The 21,915-nt window shown below is 57.2% G+C and carries 19 protein-coding genes; 14 read left to right on the top strand and 5 right to left on the bottom strand.

The window, feature by feature from the left end; translation table 11 throughout:
• Positions 1-7 precede the first annotated feature (7 nt).
• Positions 8-1,213 carry a CaiB/BaiF CoA transferase family protein gene (locus ACW17M_RS16930; RefSeq protein WP_457547818.1) on the bottom strand — a complete coding sequence of 402 codons (1,206 nt, stop codon included), beginning with the start codon at positions 1,211-1,213 and terminating at the stop codon, positions 8-10.
• A 148-nt stretch (positions 1,214-1,361) separates the two neighbouring features.
• Here ACW17M_RS16930 and ACW17M_RS16925 point away from each other — a divergent pair, with 148 nt between their 5' ends.
• The 5 genes from ACW17M_RS16925 (at position 1,362) to hpaI (ending at position 6,295) form a co-directional block, all read left to right on the top strand.
• Entirely contained in the window at positions 1,362-2,261 is a 900-nt protein-coding gene (locus ACW17M_RS16925) for a LysR family transcriptional regulator (protein ID WP_457547817.1), read from the top strand.
• Between the two features lie 309 nt (positions 2,262-2,570).
• Positions 2,571-3,551, top strand: coding sequence for a TRAP transporter substrate-binding protein (locus ACW17M_RS16920; RefSeq protein WP_457547816.1), 981 nt, complete (start codon positions 2,571-2,573; stop codon positions 3,549-3,551).
• A gap of 123 nt (positions 3,552-3,674) precedes the next feature.
• Positions 3,675-4,217: a TRAP transporter small permease gene (locus ACW17M_RS16915; protein ID WP_141440630.1), complete on the top strand. Its 543-nt coding sequence runs from the start codon at positions 3,675-3,677 to the stop codon at positions 4,215-4,217.
• Positions 4,214-5,509: a TRAP transporter large permease gene (locus tag ACW17M_RS16910; protein WP_009287487.1), complete on the top strand. Its 1,296-nt coding sequence runs from the start codon at positions 4,214-4,216 to the stop codon at positions 5,507-5,509. The genes ACW17M_RS16915 and ACW17M_RS16910 overlap by 4 nt, the downstream gene beginning before the upstream one ends.
• Positions 5,510-5,524: 15 nt before the next feature.
• A complete protein-coding gene (gene hpaI, locus ACW17M_RS16905; protein ID WP_027956972.1) occupies positions 5,525-6,295 on the top strand; it encodes a 4-hydroxy-2-oxoheptanedioate aldolase in 771 nt (256 codons plus the stop codon).
• A gap of 14 nt (positions 6,296-6,309) precedes the next feature.
• Here hpaI and ACW17M_RS16900 read toward each other — a convergent pair whose 3' ends face one another.
• From ACW17M_RS16900 to ACW17M_RS16890, 3 genes are read right to left on the bottom strand one after another with little or no spacing between them, the layout of a single operon-like run.
• Entirely contained in the window at positions 6,310-7,734 is a 1,425-nt protein-coding gene (locus ACW17M_RS16900; RefSeq protein ID WP_457547815.1) for an FAD-binding oxidoreductase, read from the bottom strand.
• On the bottom strand, positions 7,734-9,035 hold the full coding sequence (locus ACW17M_RS16895) for an L-fuconate dehydratase (RefSeq protein ID WP_457547814.1): 1,302 nt from the start codon (positions 9,033-9,035) through the stop codon (positions 7,734-7,736). The genes ACW17M_RS16900 and ACW17M_RS16895 overlap by 1 nt, the downstream gene beginning before the upstream one ends.
• Before the next feature lie 46 nt (positions 9,036-9,081).
• Positions 9,082-10,245 carry a fumarylacetoacetate hydrolase family protein gene (locus ACW17M_RS16890; protein WP_457547813.1) on the bottom strand — a complete coding sequence of 388 codons (1,164 nt, stop codon included), beginning with the start codon at positions 10,243-10,245 and terminating at the stop codon, positions 9,082-9,084.
• 237 nt (positions 10,246-10,482) lie between these two features.
• Here ACW17M_RS16890 and ACW17M_RS16885 point away from each other — a divergent pair, with 237 nt between their 5' ends.
• The 8 genes from ACW17M_RS16885 to nanR all read left to right on the top strand — a co-directional run bounded on the left by ACW17M_RS16885 (position 10,483) and on the right by nanR (position 18,642).
• Complete coding sequence (locus ACW17M_RS16885; protein WP_141440635.1) at positions 10,483-11,247, top strand: SDR family NAD(P)-dependent oxidoreductase; 765 nt, start codon at positions 10,483-10,485, stop codon at positions 11,245-11,247.
• Complete coding sequence (gene pdxA / locus ACW17M_RS16880) at positions 11,244-12,245, top strand: 4-hydroxythreonine-4-phosphate dehydrogenase PdxA (RefSeq protein WP_457547812.1); 1,002 nt, start codon at positions 11,244-11,246, stop codon at positions 12,243-12,245. Before ACW17M_RS16885 ends, pdxA begins: the two co-directional genes overlap by 4 nt.
• Entirely contained in the window at positions 12,242-13,435 is a 1,194-nt protein-coding gene (locus tag ACW17M_RS16875) for a four-carbon acid sugar kinase family protein (protein WP_457547811.1), read from the top strand. The genes pdxA and ACW17M_RS16875 overlap by 4 nt, the downstream gene beginning before the upstream one ends.
• A 199-nt stretch (positions 13,436-13,634) precedes the next feature.
• Positions 13,635-14,636 carry a sialic acid TRAP transporter substrate-binding protein SiaP gene (locus ACW17M_RS16870; RefSeq protein ID WP_009287493.1) on the top strand — a complete coding sequence of 334 codons (1,002 nt, stop codon included), beginning with the start codon at positions 13,635-13,637 and terminating at the stop codon, positions 14,634-14,636.
• Between the two features lie 128 nt (positions 14,637-14,764).
• Positions 14,765-15,298 (top strand): TRAP transporter small permease, encoded by a 534-nt coding sequence (locus ACW17M_RS16865; RefSeq protein WP_009287494.1) that lies wholly within the window; start codon positions 14,765-14,767, stop codon positions 15,296-15,298.
• 38 nt (positions 15,299-15,336) lie between these two features.
• Positions 15,337-16,716, top strand: a complete 1,380-nt coding sequence (locus ACW17M_RS16860; RefSeq protein ID WP_027956967.1) for a TRAP transporter large permease — start codon at positions 15,337-15,339, stop codon at positions 16,714-16,716.
• A 62-nt stretch (positions 16,717-16,778) separates the two neighbouring features.
• Entirely contained in the window at positions 16,779-17,855 is a 1,077-nt protein-coding gene (locus tag ACW17M_RS16855) for an Ldh family oxidoreductase (RefSeq protein ID WP_457547810.1), read from the top strand.
• A gap of 64 nt (positions 17,856-17,919) precedes the next feature.
• A complete protein-coding gene (gene nanR, locus ACW17M_RS16850) occupies positions 17,920-18,642 on the top strand; it encodes a transcriptional regulator NanR (RefSeq protein ID WP_022521913.1) in 723 nt (240 codons plus the stop codon).
• A 56-nt stretch (positions 18,643-18,698) separates the two neighbouring features.
• Here the strand turns inward: nanR and ACW17M_RS16845 are convergent, their stop codons facing one another.
• Positions 18,699-19,775 carry a TRAP transporter substrate-binding protein gene (locus ACW17M_RS16845; RefSeq protein ID WP_022521914.1) on the bottom strand — a complete coding sequence of 359 codons (1,077 nt, stop codon included), beginning with the start codon at positions 19,773-19,775 and terminating at the stop codon, positions 18,699-18,701.
• Positions 19,776-20,102: 327 nt separating this feature from the next.
• Between ACW17M_RS16845 and ACW17M_RS16840 the strand changes: the two genes are divergently transcribed.
• On the top strand, positions 20,103-21,905 hold the full coding sequence (locus ACW17M_RS16840; protein ID WP_009287496.1) for an IlvD/Edd family dehydratase: 1,803 nt from the start codon (positions 20,103-20,105) through the stop codon (positions 21,903-21,905).
• The last annotated feature ends 10 nt before the right edge of the window (positions 21,906-21,915 follow it).

The raw sequence follows: 21,915 nt of genomic DNA, 5'->3' as shown, positions 1-21,915 counted from the left end.
ACTCTTCTTAGATTATGCCCGCTTGGCGCAGTTTGGCTCGGGTTTCATGGTCAATGCCCAGCTCATCCAATACGTCGTCGGTATGCTGGCCAAGCGTGGGGCCGCCGTCGCCGATTCGCCCAGGGGTAGCGCTCAGCTTGGGCAGTACGCCGGGTACTTTTAGCGGTTTACCGTTGGGGCGAGTGAAGGTTTGAATCATCTCCCGCGCCAAATAATGGGGATCAAAGGCGATATCTTCAGCCGTGTAGGGGTAACCTGCGGGCACACGGGCTTCATCCAGTGCCTGTAAAATGGCCTCCCGTGGGCGCTCTTCTGTCCAGGCCTGGATGGCGGCATCAATCATCTCCGCTTGCTGGCTGCGCCCATCGTTGTGGGCCAGTGCCGGGTCGTGGGCGAGATCATCACGACCAATCACGCCCATTAAGCGTTTGAAGATGCTGTCGCCGTTACCAGCAATCAGCACGTAATCGCCCTCCTGGCAGCGGTAGGCGTTTGAGGGGGTAATGCCGGGCAGGGCGCTGCCGCTGGGTTCGCGAACCTGTCCGCTGGCATCGAACTCCGGCAGCAGGCTCTCCATCATGGCAAACACCGACTCATACAGCGCGACGTCGATCTCTTGGCCCAGACCGCTGTGGTTGCGCTCCTGAAGCGCCAGTAGTGTGCCAATCACCGCGTAGAGCGCGGAAAGCGAGTCGCCGATGCTCACCCCCACGCGTACCGAGGGTTCTCCCGGCTGGCCGGTGAGGTAACGCAGCCCGCCCATGGCTTCGCCAATCACCCCAAAGCCGGGCTTATCGCGGTAAGGCCCCGTTTGCCCGTAGCCGGAAATATGCACCATGATTAAGCGTGGGTTGAGTTGGGAGAGCGCTTCCCAGCCTAGCCCCCAGTTGTCTAAGGTGCCGGGGCGGAAGTTTTCCACCACTACATCGGCCTCGGCTGCGAGCTGGCGCACCAGGCCTTGCCCCTCTTCGCTGCGTAAATCTAACGCGACCGAGCGCTTGTTGCGGGTTTGGACGTGCCACCACAGCGAGGTGCCGTCTTCAATCATTCGCCATTTGCGAAGTGGGTCGCCGGTGCCGGGGGGCTCGATTTTAATCACGTCGGCACCGAATTCGCCCAGCAGTTTGGTGGCGAAAGGCCCTGCAATCAGTTGGCCAAGCTCAAGTACTTTTAAGCCCTGTAGCGGAAGCTGGCGCGCTTCGGAAGCATTCATTAAGGCTCTCTCTTATCATTGAGTGTTCACTATTAGCCAGCATGCGTGAGCTAATCAGGGGCGACAATTAGGCAATGGGTAACAAAGGGTTCGTGGCTGGCGAAGGTGTGGGCTACCATAGGGAGCTTGCTTTCAAGGAGTTCGTAGGATGCGCCGCTTTGATTTTGTCACCCTTAAACTGTTTATCTCCGTGGCGGATGAGGGTCGACTGACGGCGGCGGCGGAGCGTGAACACTTAGCTCTCGCCGCGGTGAGCAAACGCATAAGTGACCTGGAAGCGTTGGTCGGCACCACGCTGCTCTATCGTCGCCCCAGAGGTGTAGAACTGACTCCCGCAGGTCAGGCGTTTTTGCATCATGCCCGACGTATTATGGATAACATTGAACGCCTGCAGGCCGAGCTCAGCGAGTATGGCGAAGGCGTCCGCGGCCATGTGCGTATCCACTCCAATACTTCGGCGATCATTGCCTTTCTTCCCCAGGATCTCAGCGCCTTCTCACGCCTCTACCCGGAAATCAAAATTGATCTTCAGGAGCGGGTCAGCAGCGAAATTATCGCTGCCGTTCGCGACGGACTGACCGATATCGGTATCTTTGCTGGCCATGTAGCGGCGCCTGACCTTCAACAGCTCTCCTATCGACAAGATCGACTCGTGTTAATGACCCCTATCGATCATCCTTTGGCTGGGCGTGAAAGCATCGCCTTTAATGAAGCGCTAGCTTTCGATTTTATCGGCTTGCAGCAGGATGCCTCGCTGCAGTCGCTGTTGAACGAGCAGGCTAACCTAGCGGGTAAAGCACTGCGAATGCGTATTCAGGTACGCAGCTTCGATGCCATTTGCCGCATGATCCACCATGGTATGGGTGTTGGCGTACTGCCTGAGCAAACCATCTATCGTGATCTGGGAGACTTACAGCTTAAAAGTATCCCGCTTAGCGATCCATGGGCTCAGCGCGAACTGGTGATTGGCATGCGTCGCTATGCCTCGTTGCATGTGACTGCCCGGCATTTGGTGGATCACCTTACCCAGAAAGAGGATGAGCAATAGCTCAAGAAATTCTCCTTATGGCTTCGTGGTTTGAGAAAGCAAAGCTCCAATAGCTACCCTTTCAATGGCCTAAAGCAAGCTAAACAGTGGTTGATTAAAGGAGCTCGGTATTCATCTTTGGTCGTACGGCCGTGATGGAATGGATTTAAAAGCCCGTTATAGCAGCGTTTCTAGCCATCGTGTTTTACGAAGTCAGCCTTCTTGAACGTCGATTTGAGCCCTTGGGATGCATGTTTCAAGATCACGTAAGCGTTACCTGAAAGTTACAAGAACCACACCCAATAACGACAACCGTAGAGAGTCTATCCCATGCGGAAACAACTGCTTGCCACGCTGGCTACCCTAGGCATGCTAACGACGGCGCCGTTCGTCTTGGCGAATCCTATCGAAATCCAAGTTCACAACACCATGAGTGAGGGCGGTTCGGAAAGCGCAGCGGTGGAGCGCTTTGCTGAGTACTTAGAAGAACAGGCACCGGGTCGTTTCGATGTTCGTCCCTTCCTGGCGGGTTCATTGGGCGGCGAAAATGCCGTTTTGGAACTACTGAACCTTGGTCAAACCCAGCTCTCTATCACTGGCGGTAACTGGCGCCAGCAGTACGCGCCTGAATACGATGCCATTACTGTGCCCTTTGTGTTCTCAACCTGGGACGAAGTCGATGCCTATATGGAGAGCCCCTCCGGCCAGGCGTTGATTGAAAAGGCGGAGAGTCAGGGCGGCCTTAAATACTTCGGCACCCAGCACCGCGGCCCGCGCCACATGACCGCCAATAAAGCCATCGAAACCCCGGAAGATCTTGATGGTTTCCGCATGCGCCTTCCTGCGCTGCCAGTATGGATGGAAGTGTGGGAAGAGATCGGCGCCCAGGTCGTCAATGTGCCCGCTCCCGAAATTTACCTTGCCATGCAAACGGGGCAGGTTGATGGTCACGAGAACTCGCTCTCATCGCCCTATACCCGCCGTCTATGGGAAGTACAGGATCACATCATTATGACCAGCCATGTTCAGTTTCCGTGGAATTGGGTGGCAAGTGCGCGCTGGTGGGAAGGGCTTGAGTCAGACGACCAGGCATTGATCGAAGAGGCCATTCATGTCGCCCGTGAGCATGGCACAGAGCGTGAACGCGAACTCGATGAGTACTACCTGGAAGCGCTGCAGGATGAAGGCATGACGGTTATTGAGCCTGATATTGCCGCTTTCCGCGAAGCCGCGTTACCGGCGATTGATCGTGTCATGGCCGAAATGGCCGACGGTGTTCGTGAAGATGCCCTGGGTAACCAGAGCGAGTAACACACCTTTGGCAAAAACAGCGGCGGCCCATTGGGCCGTCGCTGTTTTACAAGACAAGCCAGTTTTTCATGACAAATAAGTTTTCATAACCAAAAAAAAGACGTCAGGGTAAGGAGTTCTGCTGTGGAAGACGCTGTAGCGCCCAGCCAAGGGCCGGATCGAATCGCTTTCTATACGCTGCGCGGCGTCACCCGCCTGTGCGATGGGGTAGGCGTGGCGTTAATGGCGGCCATCCTGCTATTGATCGTGGCGGCGGTCATTGCCCGCGACTTGTTGGGGCTGGGTATGCCCTGGACCGAAGAAGTAGCGTCTATGTTGGCCATCTACGCGATTGGCTTTGGCTCGCTATCGGCGTGGGTGCGCAGTGAACACCTGGTGGTCGATCTGTTTAGCCACAAGCTTTCCGGGCTGGGTAAGAATATTCAGTATCGGTTTACTGCACTGGTTTCCTGCGGTTTTTTTGCGCTTGCTGCTTGGGGTGCATGGATCATGTCGGACATGAGCGCCAACAATAAAACCGTCTCGTTAAGTATCAGCTTCAGCTATCTCTATTACGGCATCTTTTTCAGCTTTGTGGGCATGGCGCTGATTGCCCTTTGGCAAACGTTGCGAGGCCCGGTGGCGTGGTTGGAAACGTCCCATGAAGAGGAGGCTTCTCAACCATGACCGAACTACTGATTTTCGTCGGTGGCCTGTTAGTACTGATGGCCATTGGTTTGCCTGTGGTGGTCGCCATTGGCGTGACCTCCTTTATCGCCCTGGTGGCTACCGGCACCGGCGGGCTGCCCGTTGAGTTACTGCCGCTGCGCATGGTGCAAACGCTCAATAACTTTACCCTGCTGGCGATACCGTTGTTTATTCTGGCCGCCAATATTATGAATATCGGCTCCACCACCACGCGCATTTTTGACTTTGCCACTGCCTTGGTGGGCTTTACCAAGGGCGGCCTGGGTCACGCGAATGTGGTGGCCAGCTCCATTTTTGCCACTATGTCGGGCACTGCCGTTGCCGATGCCGCAGGGCTTGGCAGCATTGAAATCAAAGCTATGAAAGAGCGTGGCTATGCGCTGGATTACTCCACCGGTGTTACCGCTGCTTCCAGCGTTATTGGGCCGATTCTGCCGCCCAGTATTGCCTTGGTTGTGTACGGCTGGTTAGCCAATGTGAGCATTGGCGGGCTGTTTATGGCGGGGCTACTGCCGGGTATTTTGATGGCGCTGCTGCTGATGGGGATGACCGTGCTACTGGCTGCCAGTGGCAAGGTAGTGATGCCCAAGCCCACACCCTTTGATGCCTGCGAAGTCGCCCGCACCGGTAGGCGTGCCATCTTGCCATTAATGATGCCGGCGATTATCGTCGGTGGTATTTGGGGTGGTTTCTTCACACCCACCGAGGCGGGTGCTATTGCCTCGCTCTACGCGGTAATTCTAGGCGGGCTGATCTACCGTGACTTGAACTGGCGAGACCTCTATAACGCTTTCCGCCGTACCCTGATGTTCAGTGCAGTGATCCTGCTGATTATTGCGGTCTCCAGCTTTTATGGCTGGATCCTGGTGCGTATGGGAATTCCTCAGGCGTTGGCGGGGCAGGTGGCCAGCATCGATATGCCAACGATCCTGCTGTTGCTCTGCTTTGCGCTGTTCTTCCTGCTTATCGGCTGCTTTATGTCGGTGATTGAAAGCATCCTGATTTTTACCCCGATTGTGGTTCCCGCGGCGCTAAGTGCCGGATTAGACCCCGTGCATTTCGGTATTGTGATGGTGATCACGCTTTCAGTAGGGGTTATTACCCCGCCCTTTGGCACCGTGTTGTTCCTGATGGTGGGCATCACACGGTTGCGCTACGGCCAGGTCGTCACAGCGATCATGCCGTTCTTACTGCCGATTATCGCTACCATTCTACTGCTCATCGCTGTGCCGGGGCTGGCTACTTGGCTGCCAGACGTTATGGGGTATTGATGAAAAGGAAAGCGAATGAAAATGCCGCACAACGCGTTTAAGCAGCAGCTGCTGGCGGGACAGCCCCAAACGGGGATTTGGCTCGGCTTGGCGAGCGCCTACACCGCGGAGATTGCCGCCACGGCAGGCTTTGACTGGCTGCTGCTTGATGCCGAGCATGCTCCCAACGATGTATCGAGCCTGCTTGCCCAACTACAGGTACTGGCCCCCTATGGTAGCCACCCGGTGGTGCGCCCGCCCACCGGGGATACGGTGCTGATCAAGCGCTACCTGGATATTGGCGTTCAGAACCTGTTAATCCCCATGGTGGAAACGGCTGAGCAGGCTGCCCAACTGGTGGCGGCCACACGCTATCCACCCCGCGGTAGTCGCGGCGTTGGTCATGTGCTGGCACGCGCCTCGCGCTGGGGGCAGGCAGAAGACTACCTCTCCCGCGCCGATGACGAAATCTGCCTAATGCTGCAGGTAGAGAGCCCCCAGGCACTTGCCAATCTGGAGGCAATCGCCGCAGTAGAAGGTGTCGATGGGGTGTTCATTGGCCCGGCGGATTTATCGGCCTCAATGGGGCACCTGGGCAACGCCAGTCATCCTGACGTCACCGCGGCGATTAACGATGCCATCACCACAATACGTGCGGCAGGAAAGGCCGCAGGTATCGTGACGGTGGATGAGCAGGCAGCCCGCGGCTATCTTGCTGCGGGCTGCACCTTTGTTGGGGTGGGTATCGATGCCCTGCTCTATGCCAATGCCCTGCGCGGTCTGGCGGAGCGGTTCAGGCACGAATGAACAAAGCGTCGGGGTTACTCTACGGTAGGCAAGATCCTGCCTGGATTCATCAACCCCTTGGGGTCGAACAGCGCCTTAACGCCGCTGACCAGTTCCCGCTCAACAGGCGATAGCCGTGCCAGGTAGGGTGCCTGCTTGGTGCGGCCAATGCCGTGCTCGGCGCTGATGCTGCCGTTGAAACCGTCAAGTACCTCAAACAGCCGCTCCTCCAGGTCGTGCAGGTGGGCTTTCTTATCGCTATCCGTCATTGCCGTGGGCGGTAGAATGTTGAAGTGCAGATTGCCGTCGCCCACATGCCCGTAGGCAATAATTTCGCACTCGGGTGATGCTACCATCACCACCTCGCTTGCCCGGGTAACGAAGTCGGGTATCGCCGAGATGGGCACCGAGATATCGGTACGCAGGTGCTCACCGCGCCGCCGCTGGCCTTCCAGCATGCTTTCACGGAACTGCCATAGCTGGGCGGATTGGGTGTCGCTGGAAGCCAGCGCGCCATCCAGCACCAGCTCGCGCTCCATGCCGGTTTCCAGCAGCGCTTCCAACATCGAACCCAGATCCACTGGCCCCGTGGCCGCGACCTCCATCAGCACGTACCAGGGGTACGCGTCTTCAAGCGGGTCACGCAGCTCTGGCGTCGCTTCAATCGCCAGTTCGATACAGCGGCGAGGAATCAGCTCAAAAGCCGTCAGCAGGTCGCAGCACTCCCGGCGCGCCAGACCATACAGGTCGATGACCGCCTGGACGGAGGGTAGGCCCAGTAGAGCAGTCCGGTTCTGGGTAGTGCGTGGTGAAAGCTTTAACACTGCGCCCGTAACAATACCCAGCGTACCTTCACTACCCAGAAACAATTGCTGAAGGTCGTAACCGCGGTTGTCCTTGTGCAGCGCATTCAGGCTTTCCCAGACGCGCCCATCGGGCAGCACCACTTCAAGCCCCAGCACCAGCTCGCGCATCATGCCGTAGCGGAGTACGTTAAGTCCGCCCGCATTGGTGGCAATATTGCCACCAATCTGACAACTGCCTTGGGCGCCCAGCGAGAGCGGAAAGTCACAGTCATGATCAAAAGCCGCCAGCTTGACGTTCTCAAGGATGCAGCCAGCGTCTACGGTAATGGTGAAGTTAATCGGATCAATGGCACGCACGCTATTTAAGCGCTCAAGACTGATCACCAACTCCTGACCGTTGGCGGCGGGCAAGGCGCCCGCCACCAGACCGCTATGGCCGCCCTGGGGCGTCATCGCGATTCCTTGGGCGTAGCAGCGCTTTACCACCTCGGCGACTTCTTCCGTGTTAGCCGGACGGGCCACCGCCAGCGGTGTGCCCAGCGTATCCCCCGCCCAGTCGCTAACGTAGCGCGCTATGGCGTCTGGTTCGCGCAGCAGGCCTCGCTCGCCGAGCAGGCTGGTTAGCTCATTTAGAAAGGAGGTGGTGTCTGTCATTACTTCTCTTCCTTCCAGGCCGCGCCCTCGGGGAAGCGGTGCTGTGCTTGGGATTCTGCGTGCATGGCGATACTGTAACCTGGCGCTTCAGGCACTTGGTAGCGGCCACGGTTGATGACTACCGGGTCGATAAAGTGTTCGTGCAAGTGATCCACATACTCAAGCACGCGACCTTCAAGGCTGCCGGATACCGCGATATAGTCGAATAGGGAGATATGCTGGGTGTATTCGCAAAGACCAACGCCACCGCCGTGGGGGCAAATCGGCACGCCGAACTTAGCGGCCATCAGCGTTACTAAAATCACTTCGTTAAGCCCACCCAAACGTGCCGCATCCAACTGGCAGTAGTCGATGGCATCCGCCTGGAAGAACTGCTTGAACATCACTTTGTTTTGACAGTGCTCGCCAGTGGCGACGCCGATAGGCGCAACCCGGTGGCGGATTTCGGCGTGGCCGAGAATGTCGTCAGGGCTGGTGGGCTCTTCTATCCATAGCGGGTCAAATTCGGCCAGCCGACGCATCTTGGTGATCGTCTCGTCGACTTCCCACACCTGGTTGGCGTCCATCATCAGCACGTTGTCCCAACCGATCTCTTCGCGTAGCAGCGCCGCTCGGCGGGCATCCTCTTCAATGTCGCCGCCAATCTTCTGTTTGAAGTGAGTCCAGCCTTCGGCCAGCGCTTCACGCGCCAGACTGCGCACTTTCTCGTCGCTGTAACCCAGCCAGCCCGCTGAAGTAGTGTAGGCGGGGTAGCCATCGTGGCGCATTTCGGCTTCGCGGGCTTCTTTGCCGGAGGCCTGACGGCGCAGCAGACAGATCGCTTCTTCCGGCGTTAGCGCGTCGGTGACGAAACGGAAATCAAGGCAGCGCACCAGCTGTTCCGGGGTCATATCCACCAGCAGCTTCCACACCGGCTTACCTTCGTTTTTCGCCCACATATCCCACACGGCGTTGACGATGGCGGCGGTGGCTAGGTGAATTGCGCCTTTATCGGGGCCAATCCAACGCAACTGGCTGTCGCCGGTAATTTCCCGCCAGAAGGTGCCCATGTCGTCGGTCATCGACTCAAGCGTTCGTCCCTCGATCAGCGGCGCTAGGGAGTGCAAAGCGGTAACCACAATCTCATTGCCGCGGCCAATGGTAAAAGTTAAGCCGTGCCCCTCGGGGCTGGCGTCATCGGTGTGCAGGATGACGTAGGCGGCGGAGTAGTCCGGCGCGGCATTCATGGCATCCGAGCCATCCAGAGAACGCGAGGTGGGAAAACGAATATCCTGGATCTCGACGCGAGTGATGGTTGTCATTGTGCGCTCCTAGGCTGTGATATGAGTGGCGTATGGATTGTTAGAATCAGCGGCGCGCTAAGTGGCGCATCAGTTCGCGAATACCGTAGGTCCAGGGCGGCAATTGATCGCTTCTGCCTACCCGGTTGACCAGGGCGCCCAGGGCCGGGGTGGTGATGGTGACGCGATCACCCAGGTGATGGGTAAAGCCCTGGCCTTCCCCGTCGCGATCCTGAATGGGCGAAAACATGGTACCGAGGAACAGCATAAAACCATCCGGATATTGGTGGTGGTCGCCGATGGTTTGGCTTACCAAGTCCAGCGGGTCGCGGCTGATTTCGCGCATATCGCTCTCGCCCTGGAGCAAGAAGTCGTCATCCTCACCCTCGATACGTAGCGATACCTGGCAGTTGCGCACGCTGTCGATATCGAAATGGTCATCAAATAGGCGAATGAAGGGGCCAATGGAGCAGGAGGCGTTGTTGTCTTTTGCCTTACCTAACAGCAAAGCGCTGCGCCCTTCCACATCGCGCAGATTAACGTCGTTACCCAGAGTCGCGCCGCGCACTTGGCCGTGGCTATCTACTGCCAGGACAATTTCCGGCTCGGGATTATTCCACTGCGAGGACGGGTGCAAGCCCACCGGGGTGCCAAAACCAACTGATGAGAGTGGCTGGGCTTTGGTAAATACCTCCGCATCGGGGCCGATGCCGACTTCCATATATTGTGACCACCCACCGCGCGCTTGAAGCGCTTTTTTAAGCGACATCGCCTCTTCAGAACCCGGCGCAATCTTGGAAAGGTCGGTGCCGATCAGTGCCTGCAGGTCGTTGCGCAGCTCCACCGCTCGTGCCGGGTCGCCGCCCGCTTGCTCTTCGATCACTCGCTCTAACAAACTCACAGCGAAGGTGACGCCGCAGGCTTTAACGGCCTGAACATCGCAGGGGGCTAGCAGGTAGGGCGCTTGTGGTTGGGGTAACTGAGAGTTTTCCAGCAGTGCCTCGACACTACCTAGGTTGGGGCCTTCCGCTCGCTGCACTACCGCTTGTAGGTCGTCGCGTTCCAGCAGGTCAGCCATGGTGGGCCCATAGGCGGTAATGTCGATCACCTGACCGTTGTTGACGGTCACTAGCGCGGGGCCAGGATGGCTGCCCTCCAGCCAAACGCGGCCAACCAGCAGCGCGTTACCCCGGTCGGCGGGAAGTGTGTCCGTCGATGAAAGTGGATTCATGTACTTCTCCATTCGCTCTTAGAATTAGTTTTAATCGTTAGCAGTGGTAGGCGACTGGCGCTAAACACGCCATCGCCTATCATGTTATAGATGTCGCTTTGTATGACAGGTATGCCAGTTCATTGCTTACTTTAGCGCACCGCTCCATTTCGGGTCGATAGTTAAATCTATCTAGAGGACGACGGTTTCGCTAAGTGTGGCTCTCACAATAAAAGCAAAAGTGTTAAGGAGAATTTCATGTTAGACGAGTGGAACGGTAAGCGAGTACTTATCACCGGTGCTAGCCGTGGCATTGGCGCGGCGGTTGCGAAACAGCTGGGGGCGTTGGGAGCGCACGTAGCGGTGCACTATCACAACAGTGAAGCGCCCGCTGAAGCGGTGGCTAAGGCGATTCGCGATGCGGGTGGGGACGCCTTTACCGTTAAAGCAGACGTCAGCCACACCAGCGAGACCCAAAAACTCGTCGACGATGCCGCCGAGCGTCTGGGCGGTTTAGACCTGTTGATCAATAACGCGGGGGACATGATGGGCCGGGTTGGCTTAGATGAGATGGACGATGACCAATATGACCGGGTCATGGATCTCAATGTCCGTTCAGTGATTATGGCTAGTCGGGCGGCGCTACCGCATTTTCGCCACGCAGGCGGTGGCAATATTATTCACACTACCTCGATTGCCGCACGTAATGGCGGCGGGGGAGGCGCTGGACTATACGCCTCAGCAAAAGGTTTTGTGAGCACGATAACGCGAAATATGGCCAAGGAGCTTGCCGGGGATAATATCCGCGTGAATGCTGTGGCCCCCGGTACGATTGCGACCGATTTTCATGAACGCCACTCAAGCGATGCTCATCTAAACGCAGCTCGGGCATCGATTCCCATGGGGCGTTTGGGCACGGCGGAAGAGTGCGTGGGTGCGTACGTTTTTCTGGCGACAGATACGCTCAGTGGCTATGTCACTGGTCAAATCATTGAGGTCAACGGCGGGCAGTTAATGCCATGAATCGCTCCCCACGCTGTTATGAAATTGCTATCACCATGGGCGACCCTGCTGGCATCGGCCCTGAGATTATTTGCCGCGCGCTGAGTGCTATGTCAGCCACCGAACGTGCCACGGCGATGGTCATCGGTGACCCGGCTATTTATCGCCGTGCAGCGGCGAGTGTTGGTGCTGTACTTGAGTTCGTGCCATTGGAGCAGGCAGAGAGTGATAAGGATTGTGTGGCGGTCGCTGTGGTCGAGGTGCCGGAAGGCGTTGAGATTGCTGATGGTCAAATTAGCGCCGGTGCGGGTGATATGGCGTTTCGCTGCGTTCATAAAGCCGTGGAATTGGTGCAGGCGAGGCGGGCGCAGGTGATTGTCACCGCCCCGCTGAACAAGGCGGCGTTGCATGAAGCCGGGCACCATTACGATGGCCACACCGGAATGTTGGCATCGCTGACCGGTGCGCCCTCGTCGTTTATGCTGCTGGCATCTGAGACGCTCTCGACGCTACATGTATCCACTCACGTGTCGCTACGTGATGCGATCGACCGAGTGACCCCTGAACGCATCATTGCCACCGTTGAAGCAGGACACGCGCACTTGCTCGCGTTGGGCATGAAGGCTCCGCGCATTGCCGTGGCAGGCCTTAATCCGCACTGCGGTGAAGGAGGGATTTTTGGCGACGAAGATAGTCGCTGTATCGCCCCAGCGGTGGAACGCTTGCGGGAACGGGGTTTTGATGTGAGCGGGCCGATCTCTGCGGATACGGTGTTTTACCGCGCTTCGAAAGGCGAGTTCGATTTGGTTATTGCCCAGTATCACGACCAGGGCCATATCCCCGTCAAACTGATTGCTTTTGATACCACGGTCAATGTCAGCCTTGGCTTGCCGCTTCAGCGCACCTCGGTGGATCACGGCACTGCCTTTGATATTGCCTGGCAGGGCAAAGCCGATGCCGCCAACATGGGATCAGCGATTGCCTATGCGCGACGGTTAGCCAGTGGCGCCAAGGTATGAGCGGCTGCCGATTGGCGATTATTGCCGATGATCTTTCGGGCGCGCTGGACACTTCAGCACCCTTTGCCGCGCGAGGCGCAGATGTCCGCGTGGTGATTAGCCTGGAGGCATTAGCGACAACGCTAGAGGCATGGCAAGGTCAGTGGCCAGAGGTCATCGCCGTGAATACCCAGTCCCGCCATCTGCAATCTGAGGAGGCGGCGCTTCGGGTAAGCGAAGCAGTGCGTTTGCTCACGCGAGTCGCGCCGCAGGAGTGGTTCAAGAAAGTCGATTCAACCCTGCGTGGCCAAGTAGTCGCAGAGTGCACGGCACTGCGGGAAGCGCTTGGCTTTCCCCTGCTGCTGGCTCCCGCGGTACCGGCCCAGGGGCGAACAGTGCGTAATGCCGAAGTGTGGGTGGACGGCATTCCACTGGCTGATACCACCTACCAACAGGATGCCCTCTCAACGCCTCTGATCGGCCCCATTGATCAGGCATTTGCCGTCAGCGGACAACCGCTGCAGCGCTATCGCTCTGGTCAGGGCGTTCAACTCCCTAATGGGGACTGTATCGCCGATGCCCAAAGCGACGAGGAGCTTGCTGCGCTCTATCAGCTCGTGTCGAGTGCTGGCTGCCGCCGAGCAATGGCGGGGGCTGCGGGGCTGGCAACGGCTATCGCCCAGCGTTTTTTCGGGCGGCCTGATGCACCATTTCGAGCGTTGAATAGCGTAAATACAGTGCTTTATGCCATCGGTTCTAGAAGCCCTCGTGCTGCCGAACAGCTCCAACAGTTGCGACAATACGTGCCCGGTTTGGCCGTGATTAAAGCGTGTACCGAGCCCTCTGCTACACCTTGTAATAGTAGCCCGGCCTTAGGGACCTATGTGGTCGTGCCCGGAGAGAGTGAGGAATGCACGGCAAACCAAGTCGCCGAGTCGATGGCTTCCAAAGTGGCCGACCTTACGTCTGCCTGGCGGGACGATGATCCGTGTTTGCTATTTTTAACCGGCGGGGATATCGCCATGGCCGTATTGACCCAACTGGGGGTGAGTTATATCTCTGTCGAGACGGAGTGGTCACCCGGGGTGGCACTAGGGAGTATGGATGGCGATAGGCGAAAGCGAGTGATGACTAAAGCAGGTGGCTTTGGCGATCCTCAACTGCTGGTGCGCTTATACCATCAGTTCGCTCCACGGCTTGAATCATCATAGGCACTACTAAAATCGTTACCTGGATAGTTGCGCGATTGCGGGCAGCCAACTAAGTTTGAAGCTGGTGGTATGACACGTATATAGCACTATGATCGGTTACGTTGGTTGCCGCCGCTTAAAAAATAACCAAATACATCACAATAAATAGCAGCAAATCACACTATCCAACAACAAATCCAATGGTTGTGAGGAGTACACGATGAGTCACAAACGCCAACACTCGCTTAAGATGGCCCGCCTGCTGACCGCTACGCTTATCGCCGGTGGTCTCTCAGTGACCGGTGCTGTGCATGCGCAAGAAGAACTCACCTTTGCTCACGTCTATGAGACATCCGAGCCCTACCACGAGTGGGCACTGTGGGCGGCAGATGAAATCGAGGAGCGTACTGATGGCCGTTATTCGATCAGTGTCCACCCGGCGTCGTCACTGGGTAAGGAGTCGGACATCAACGAAGGCCTACAGCTTGGCACGGTTGATCTGATCTACACCGGCAACCAATTTGCCGGTCGTTTCTATGGCCCGGTGGGTATCGCTGGCGCGCCCTATATGTTCCGCGATTTTGACCATTGGCAGGCCTATGCCGATAGCGACCTGTTCAAAGAAATCGCTCAGGGCTACCAGGATGAAACCGGTAACGTACCGCTGGCCATGAACTACTACGGGCGTCGCCATGTAACCTCCAACAAACCGATCAATACGCCGGAGGACATGCAAGACCTGAAAATTCGTACGCCCAATGCGCCAATGTACATGATGTTCCCCGAAGCGGTGGGCGCCAACCCCACTCCGATCGCATTCTCCGAGGTTTATCTGGCGCTGCAGCAAGGTGTGGTGGATGCTCAAGAAAACCCACTGCCGACCATTCGCGCCAAAGCGTTTCATGAGGTGCAGGACTATATCAATCTGACCGGGCATATCACCGATTCGCTAATCACCATCGCCGGTGGCCCATTGTGGAATCGCCTCTCCGAGGAGGATCGTGAGGTTTTCCGTGAGGTCTACACCGAAGCCGGCGAGCGCATCACTCAAGATATCTTGAAATCCGAGGAAGAGCTGGTGGCTTGGTTCGAAGAGCAGGGTGTGACCGTCAACGAAGTCGATATAGAACCCTTCCGCGAAGCCACGATTCCTGCCCATAACGGTGAAGCGGCGACTTGGGATCAGGAAACCTATGATCGTCTACAGGCTATCGGCCAGTAATCAGACTATCGGACGGTAATGCCGTGAGGCCTGAGTTTTCCAGAATCCGTACGTTTCCGGGATCGTTTTTTTCGTAGACCAAGACTCGCCCCGCCCAAGCCTCGGGTGGGGCGAAGCGGGAGCCTTCCATGAGCCAAACTGACTCTACTGACGAGACCAGCCTTGCAGGTCTCGACGATGATTCCTTCAACATTCACGACTATGCCCTGGAGGATTTCCTGACGCTTGGGATCTTCTGGCTACTGGCACTGGATGTCTTTATGCAGTTTTTCAGCCGCTATGTGCTGGGTAATTCCATCGCCTGGACGGAGGAGATGGCGCGCTATCTATTGGTTATGGTGGGCTTTATGGGCAGCACCATGGCCGTGCGAAAGGGATCGCATATCGCAGTGGAATTTTTCTATCGCTACATGCCGGGGTGGCTGGGGCGCGTGATGTCGACGCTGGTAGACCTGATCAATATTGCCTTCTTCGCCAGCATGGCCTGGATCACCTTCAAACTGGCTGATCGTACCAGTGCCATGATGACCTCGGTGGATATCCCTAAAAGCTGGCTTTACTACTTGGTGATGGTGGGCTTTATCATCATGCTGGTGAGAGGGGTGGAGGTGGCTATTCGTCACTGGCGCTCGGGCACCAGTGAACTGCTCAATACCCAATAACAACACGCCAACACGCTACTCTCTCGGAGATCACCCCAATGCCCAACATTCTGGCTGTGAGGCGCGGCGGTGCGATAGTACCGCCATTGGTCGCGGCTGTCGCGATACTCGGCTGTATCGCATTGGCCGCCACCCAGCACTATTTACTGTTCCTGTTTGCGGCGCTCTTTACCCTGCTGGTGATGGGGGTGCCGATCGCCATTAGTCTTGCCGGCTCGTGCCTGCTGTATGTGCTGCTGACCGGCAGAGTACCCGATGTTGTCGTGATGCATCGCATGATCAACGGCGTCGACAGCTTTCCCCTGTTGGCGATTCCGTTTTTTATACTCGCCGGTAACCTAATGAACAATGGTGGTATTACCGTGCGGATATTTGACTTTGCCAAGGCATTGATGGGCTGGATGCGTGGCGGTCTGGGGCACGTCAATGTAGGCGCCAGCATTGTTTTTTCCGGCATGTCAGGAGCCGCAGTCGCCGATGCAGGGGGGCTAGGTACCATTGAAATCAAGGCCATGAAAGATGCCGGTTACGACGAGGAGTTCTCGGTGGGTATCACCGCGGCATCTTCGACCATTGGCCCGATTATTCCGCCGAGTCTGCCGATGGTTATCTACGGTGTAATGGCCTCGGTGTCGGTCGGCCAGTTGTTCGTCGCCGGCCTGGTACCGGGCCTGTTAATGGGGCTGGTACTCATGGTCATGATCACGATCATTTCACGGCGGCGCGGCTATACCCGCGATGCGGTGTTCTCGTTTCCGGTGCTTGGTCATACGTTCAAGCGCGCCTTCCTGTCACTCTTAACACCGGTCATCATCGTCGGCGGCATAATGTCGGGGGCCTTCACTCCTACCGAAGCGGCGATTGCTGCGGTGGTCTACGCCTTGGTGCTGGGGGGAGTGGTTTATCGTAGCCTGACCTGGCGCCGCCTGCTCAAGGTGAGCATGGAAACTATTGAAACCACTGCCGTGATCCTGCTGATCGTCGCTGGTGCCTCGATATTTGCCTGGATCCTGACCAGCAACCAAGTCACGCAGCATGTCGTGACCCTGCTCGGGCCATTTGCCGATAACCCCATAGCCACGCTGATCATCATCAACCTGGTGCTGATTCTGGTGGGCTGTTTTATGGAGACCATCGCGGCGATCACCATCCTGGTGCCGGTATTGTTGCCGGTGGCCATTACTGCGGGTGTCGATCCGGTGCACTTTGGCGTGATCATGGTGCTAAACCTGATGATCGGCTTGTTAACGCCGCCGGTAGGCATGGTGCTGTATGTACTGTCGCGAGTGTCCGGAATTTCCTTCGAGAAATGCATGCGTGGCACGCTGCCGTTCCTGGTGCCGCTGGTCATCGCATTGCTATTGGTTACCTTCATTCCAGCTATCTCGCTGTGGCTGCCAACACTGATTTATCGTTAAGCATTACCGGGGCTGGCCAATGGTCAGCCAGTAGCCCGACTGAAACCAGGAGCTATCGATTAATGAGAGATACGTCGTCAAATTTTCGCGTCGCTCGCGAAGACCTTGCCCGCTTCATGCAAGCCGTTCTGAAGGCGGCAGGTGCTGATCAGGCATCAGCAAACGCGGTCACTCGCGCGCTGATTACCGCCTCACGTATGGGCACCGACAGCCATGGCCTGCGTCTGCTGCCCCACTATCTGCAGGCGCTCAAGGGCGGGCGGATCAACGGCGCGCCCGACATGCAGTTCCACCAGCGCCTTGCGGCGACCGGTTTTCTGGATGCTGACGACGGGTTGGGGCACCTCGCGGGTTATACCGCCATGGAGCACGCCATGGCGATGGCCGAAACGGTGGGGATGGGCGCCGTTGCGGTGGGCAACTCGTCGCACTTCGGTGCGGCGGGGTGCTATGCGTTGGCAGCGGCTGAGCGCGGTTATCTCGGCATGGCGTTCTGCAATTCGGATCCTTTCGTGCTGTTGCATGAGGGCGCCAAGCCCTTTCACGGTACCAACCCCATCGCCTTTGCGGCGCCGGTGGCGGGCGAGTCGCCTTACCTGCTGGATATGGCGACCAGCTCGGTGCCCTGGAATCGCGTGCAGCAGTACGGGGCGATTGGGCGTGAACTGCCTGACCAGGTCGCGGCGGATGCTGCCGGGCAGGTAAGCCGCGTTCCTGGTGAAGTGGCCGCACTGTTACCGCTGGGTGGTAGCGGCTTCGGCTTCAAGGGCGCGGGATTGGGTGGCATGGTTGAGGTTCTGAGTTCGATGCTGTCGGGCATGCAGCATGGCTTTAAGCTGCTGCCCATGGGCGGGCCAGACATGGCGACGCCTCGCGGGGTAGGGCACTTCTTCCTGGTCATGCAACCGGATGCGTTTGCGGATGCAGGCACTTTTGCGCAAGGAATGGCCGAGTATCTAGCCGACCTGCGCGCCCAGCCTGCTGCACCCAATGCCCAGGTAATGGCACCAGGTGATCGCGAATGGCGCTGCCAGGCTCAGCGCGACGCCGAAGGCATTCCGCTTGATTCTGCCAATCAACTAGCCTATGCCGAGCTCGCCGAGCAGTACCAAATAGCGCCGCTATCTCGGCTGGTTTGAAGGATAATGATGAGAAATGCAGTAAAATGGCGGAAAATTCCAGGTTAACCAGGGGTGACTGCCTATGAGCAGATACCGGATCGAGCGTAAAACGCTATCGGAACAGGTCGCTGAGCAGCTTGAGGCGGAGATTCTCGAGGGGCGGCTGAGTGAAAACGATCAACTGCCTTCAGAGAGGGAGTTGATGGAGCAGTTTGGTGTTGGCAGACCCGCGGTGCGTGAAGCACTGTTCCACCTGCAACAGCTAGGACTTATCGCCATCAACAGCGGTACCCGCGCCAGGGTAATTCGTCCCACCGCTGAGGCGGTGATGGCCAGGCTTTCTGGGGTAACCCGACAGCTGCTTTCTAAGCCCGATGGTCAACAGTATTTCCAGGAAGCGCGAGCCATGTTCGAGATATCTTTGGCTCGCTACGCGGCGCGCAATGCCAGCGAGGAGGATCTAGCGAGGTTGCGCGATGCATTAGCGGATAATCGCGATGCAATAGGTGATGAAGCACGCTTTAAACGCTCTGACAATGACTTCCATGGCGTGTTGGCCAGCATTGGCCGTAACCCCATTTTCGATGCTATCCATGTGGCGCTCTCTGAGTGGTTGGACGATCGCCGCGCGCTGGTGCTGCAACAGAAGGACGAAGACAAAGCGGCTACCGCTGCGCATACCGAAATCATCGCAGCGATAGAGTCTCGTGACCCAGATGCGGCCGAAGCAGCCATGCGGCGCCACCTCGACCGCCACTACGGCACCTATATGCAGCTTAAAAAGCGCCTCTCGGACGCTTCTTAATTCTCATGCTACCCAATTAATCCTGCCGCCTTTTTTATTCGGCGGCAGGGATGGGATCACTCGGTCATTGTCGATTCAGCAATCTCTTGGAATTCAGTCACGAGATCTTCGCCGATGCGTGGTGCCCACTCTTCGTAAACCGGCTGCACGGCTTCCTGGAAAGCGGCAATCTGCTCGTCATTAAGACGGGTAATTTGCATGCCTCGCTCTTCAAGCTGATCCCGTGCCCAGTCGTCGTACTCGCTGGAAAGCTGGATTTCGTAATCCGCTGCTTGCAGCGCGGCTTCCTGAACAAGTTCCTGATACTCTGGATCGAGGCGATCCCAGGTACGCTGAGAGATCATCTTGATGAAGGGCGTATAAACGTGACGGGTTTCGGAGCCGTAATCCTGCACCTCATAGAAGTTGGAGGTCAGGATGGTGCTCCAAGGGTTTTCCTGGCCATCGACAACGCCTTGTTCCATGGCGGAGAAGAGTTCACCAAATGCCATCGGGGTCGGGTTGGCGCCCAGCGCTTCCCAAATAGCCAGGTGCACTGGGTTCTCCATGGTGCGAATAGACAAGCCACGAACGTCCAGGCCCGCCACATCTTCTGGTGAAGCGACTTCACGAGCACTATTGGAGAGCTGGCGGAAGCCGTTTTCAGAGAATGCCAGGGCTTTTAGACCAGTGCCATCGAAGGCATCAAGCATCTCCTGGGCAGCATCGCTACGCATGGCCTTTATAGCCGCTTCCCGAGTAGGCAGTAGGAAAGGAAGGTCAAAGACTGCCAGCTCCTCGACATAACCTGTAGCGGGTGAAGAGGAAGGGTAGGTCATATCCAGAGTACCGGTTTGCAGCATTTCCATCATCTGCACGTCATCGCCAAGCTGGCTGTTGGGAAAGATATTAACGCTGATACGCCCTTCGCTGCGCTGGTCGAGAATATCCGCAAAGTATTGGCTAGAGATATATTGAGGCGAGCTTTCCGCCAAGCCCAATCCCATGCGCAGAGTGACGCTGCCGTGGTCACCCACGGTACCGCCCTCTATCTCTGGCGGATCGGAAAGGTCAGGCGTTTGCGCGTAGGCAATGCCTGAGCTGAGCAGTGTAGCGCCGGTCATTAATAGGGTGCGTTTCCAAAGATGGTGCATAGTCGTCACTCTCCTGGCGTGCTGCAGGTCGCTACGCTAAGGGGATATTCCTAGCAAGCTGCAGCGTGGTTGATTGTTGTTGTGTGTAAGCGGCACTCGCTTATAGAGGTGTAAGTGCTGCTCCCTTAGGTGAATGTCTAACGTTTTTGATATATGTTCAACATATACTTTTGTATGTGTCGACGCCGCGGGTAAGAACGCGTACCGTCATGGCAACTCTTCCCTACATTTTAGGAAGCTTTCTTCATTGTTAGTGTTGGTGGGCAGTTTGAGTGCCTAAAGCGCGCCTGCCGACTTGTATATTTACTTTAGGCGTGGAGCGGAACCATGGCCAATTTTCAGCGAATAACTCCTGAGCAGTTGCGTTCACGCTACTGGTTCGATAACCCTGATCACCCCGGAACCACGGCGCTATGTATTGAGCGCTACCTCAATTACGGTATTACTCTGGATGAGCTGACCAGCGGTAAGCCGATCATTGGTATTTGCCAGTCGGGCTCTGATTTAACCCCGTGCAACCGCCACCACATTGACTTGGTCAAGCGGGTTAAAGACGGTATTCGCGCCGCAGGTGGCGTGCCGTTTGAATTTCCCATGCATCCTATTCATGAGAACGTGCGCCGACCCACTGCTGCGCTGGATCGGAACCTCGCTTACTTGGGCATCGTGGAAGTGCTCCATGGCTACCCGCTAGATGGCGTGGTATTGACCACCGGCTGTGATAAAACCACCCCGGCTGCGCTGATGGCCGCGGCAACGGTGAATATTCCGGCCATTGTGCTCTCCGGTGGTCCGATGCTTAACGGCTGGCGTGGCGCCGAGCGGGTGGGCTCAGGCACGATTATCTGGGAGCTTCGCAAGCGGCTGGCAGCTGGGGATATCGACTACGCAGAGTTCCTTTCCCGCGCCAGCGATTCAGCGCCTTCGATAGGCCACTGCAACACCATGGGCACCGCCTCTACCATGAATTCCATGGCGGAAGTCCTGGGCATGAGCCTGCCGGGGTCGGCGGTGATTCCTGCGCCCTATAAAGAGCGCGCAATGGTGGCCTACGACACGGGTACGCGGATTGTCGATATGGTGTGGGAAGACCTGCGCCCGCTGGATATTCTGACCCGGGAAGCGTTTGAGAACGCCATCGTGGCATGCTCGGCACTGGGCGGTTCATCCAATGCGCCGGTACATATCAATGCGATTGCCCGCCATGCAGGCATCGAGCTGGATAACGATGACTGGCAGCGCCTGGGCCATGAAATTCCACTGCTGGCCAACGTAATGCCTGCCGGTGCTTTCCTGTGCGAAGAGTTCTACCGCGCCGGTGGTGTGCCCGCGATCCTCCATGAGCTACACACTGCCGGTAAGCTGCACGGCGAGGCGCTAACGGTCAATGGCCGCTCCATCGGCGATAATTTGCAGGGCCGTGAAACTCAAGACACTGATGTGATTTGTCGCTATAGCGACCCGTTGGTGGATCATGCGGGCTTCCTCAATCTCAAGGGCAATCTATTCGACTCGGCGCTGATGAAAACCAGCGTGATCTCGCGGGATTTCCGCGAACGCTTCCTGAATGACCCCAATGACCCGGAAGCCTTTGAGGGCAAGGTGGTGGTATTCGATGGCTCCGAGGATTACCACGCCCGCATTGATGATCCAGCGCTCAACATCGACGCTCGTACCATTCTGGTAATGCGCGGTGCTGGCCCGGTAGGCCACCCTGGCGGTGCCGAAGTGGTTAACATGCAGCCGCCGGAGGCGCTGATCAAACAGGGCATCGAATCGCTGCCGTGCTTGGGCGATGGTCGCCAGTCGGGTACTTCCGGTTCACCGTCGATTCTCAATGCCTCCCCGGAAGCCGCTACCGGGGGTGGCTTGGCGCTGCTTGAGAGTGGCGACCGTCTGCGGGTCGATCTCAAGCGCGGTGAGGTGCAGCTGCTGATCGAACCCAGTGAACTGGAAGCCCGCCGGGAGCGTTTAGCCCAGCAGGGAGGTTACCGCTACCCTGGCCACCAGACGCCTTGGCAGGAGATCCAGCGCAGCATGGTCGAACCGCTGGACCGCGGTATGACATTGGAACCCGCCACCAAGTACCGCGATGTGGCTCGCCAGCATCCGCCCAGGGATAATCACTGAAGAGGCGAAT

It is taken from the genome of Vreelandella sp. 2A-K22 (assembly GCF_054065485.1).
This window is presented reverse-complemented; position numbering and strand designations above follow the sequence as displayed.

Coding starts and splice junctions, on each gene's coding strand:
- ACW17M_RS16930 (WP_457547818.1), bottom strand. CDS start 1,213: ATGAATGCTTCCGAAGCGCGCCAGCTTCCGCTACAGGGCTTAAAAGTA.
- ACW17M_RS16925 (WP_457547817.1), top strand. CDS start 1,362: ATGCGCCGCTTTGATTTTGTCACCCTTAAACTGTTTATCTCCGTGGCG.
- ACW17M_RS16920 (WP_457547816.1), top strand. CDS start 2,571: ATGCGGAAACAACTGCTTGCCACGCTGGCTACCCTAGGCATGCTAACG.
- ACW17M_RS16910 (WP_009287487.1), top strand. CDS start 4,214: ATGACCGAACTACTGATTTTCGTCGGTGGCCTGTTAGTACTGATGGCC.
- hpaI (WP_027956972.1), top strand. CDS start 5,525: ATGAAAATGCCGCACAACGCGTTTAAGCAGCAGCTGCTGGCGGGACAG.
- ACW17M_RS16900 (WP_457547815.1), bottom strand. CDS start 7,734: ATGACAGACACCACCTCCTTTCTAAATGAGCTAACCAGCCTGCTCGGC.
- ACW17M_RS16895 (WP_457547814.1), bottom strand. CDS start 9,035: ATGACAACCATCACTCGCGTCGAGATCCAGGATATTCGTTTTCCCACC.
- ACW17M_RS16890 (WP_457547813.1), bottom strand. CDS start 10,245: ATGAATCCACTTTCATCGACGGACACACTTCCCGCCGACCGGGGTAAC.
- ACW17M_RS16885 (WP_141440635.1), top strand. CDS start 10,483: ATGTTAGACGAGTGGAACGGTAAGCGAGTACTTATCACCGGTGCTAGC.
- pdxA (WP_457547812.1), top strand. CDS start 11,244: ATGAATCGCTCCCCACGCTGTTATGAAATTGCTATCACCATGGGCGAC.
- ACW17M_RS16875 (WP_457547811.1), top strand. CDS start 12,242: ATGAGCGGCTGCCGATTGGCGATTATTGCCGATGATCTTTCGGGCGCG.
- ACW17M_RS16870 (WP_009287493.1), top strand. CDS start 13,635: ATGAGTCACAAACGCCAACACTCGCTTAAGATGGCCCGCCTGCTGACC.
- ACW17M_RS16865 (WP_009287494.1), top strand. CDS start 14,765: ATGAGCCAAACTGACTCTACTGACGAGACCAGCCTTGCAGGTCTCGAC.
- ACW17M_RS16860 (WP_027956967.1), top strand. CDS start 15,337: ATGCCCAACATTCTGGCTGTGAGGCGCGGCGGTGCGATAGTACCGCCA.
- ACW17M_RS16855 (WP_457547810.1), top strand. CDS start 16,779: ATGAGAGATACGTCGTCAAATTTTCGCGTCGCTCGCGAAGACCTTGCC.
- nanR (WP_022521913.1), top strand. CDS start 17,920: ATGAGCAGATACCGGATCGAGCGTAAAACGCTATCGGAACAGGTCGCT.
- ACW17M_RS16845 (WP_022521914.1), bottom strand. CDS start 19,775: ATGCACCATCTTTGGAAACGCACCCTATTAATGACCGGCGCTACACTG.
- ACW17M_RS16840 (WP_009287496.1), top strand. CDS start 20,103: ATGGCCAATTTTCAGCGAATAACTCCTGAGCAGTTGCGTTCACGCTAC.